The organism is Vibrio sp. 1978 (genome assembly GCF_033344345.1).
In genome coordinates this window covers 1-619 of sequence record NZ_JAWPOP010000663.1, presented here as the reverse complement: position 1 = coordinate 619, position 619 = coordinate 1, and the positions used below count along the sequence as shown (strand labels likewise).

The following is a 619-nucleotide window of genomic DNA, read 5'->3' as shown; positions in this document are numbered from 1 at the left end:
ACCAAAACTAAAGATAAGTCAGATTTCAAACTGCTGGTTGCGCAGAAAGATGGCGTTGCGTTTAAGCCTGTTAACGAAACAGAAACTAAGGCAGCCATTTCTGTCCTTGAAAACGCAAGCTACGAAGTGTGTAAGCGCGAAGACCGCCCGACAAAGAGCAAGCCTTCTGCGCCATACATCACATCAACATTGCAGCAAGCGGCAAGTACCCGTTTAGGTTACGGCGTTAAGAAAACCATGATGTTAGCTCAGCGTCTGTATGAAGCGGGTTACATCACATATATGCGTACCGACTCGACTAACTTGAGTGCGGAAGCAGTTGATGCTGTTCGTGACTTCATTGGTTCAGAATTTGGTGACAAGTATCTTCCAGCTAAGCCACTAACGTACGGCAGCAAAGAAGGTGCTCAAGAAGCGCACGAAGCGATTCGTCCATCTGATGTGTCAGTGAAAGCAGAAGACTTGCAAGGTGTAGATGCGGATGCTCACAAGCTTTACTCACTGATCTGGAATCAGTTCGTTGCGTGTCAAATGACACCTGCAGAATATGATTCAACCACAATCAGCGTAAAAGCGGCGGAATACACGCTAAAAGCGAAAGGTCGTATCCTTAAGTTTG

1 protein-coding gene is annotated in these 619 nt (G+C 46.4%); it reads left to right on the top strand.

Translation table 11 applies throughout. The features are described 5' to 3' along the window. Window positions 1-619 (top strand): DNA topoisomerase (locus tag R8N49_RS28415; RefSeq protein ID WP_318190605.1); only part of this gene is annotated, 619 nt, incomplete at both ends.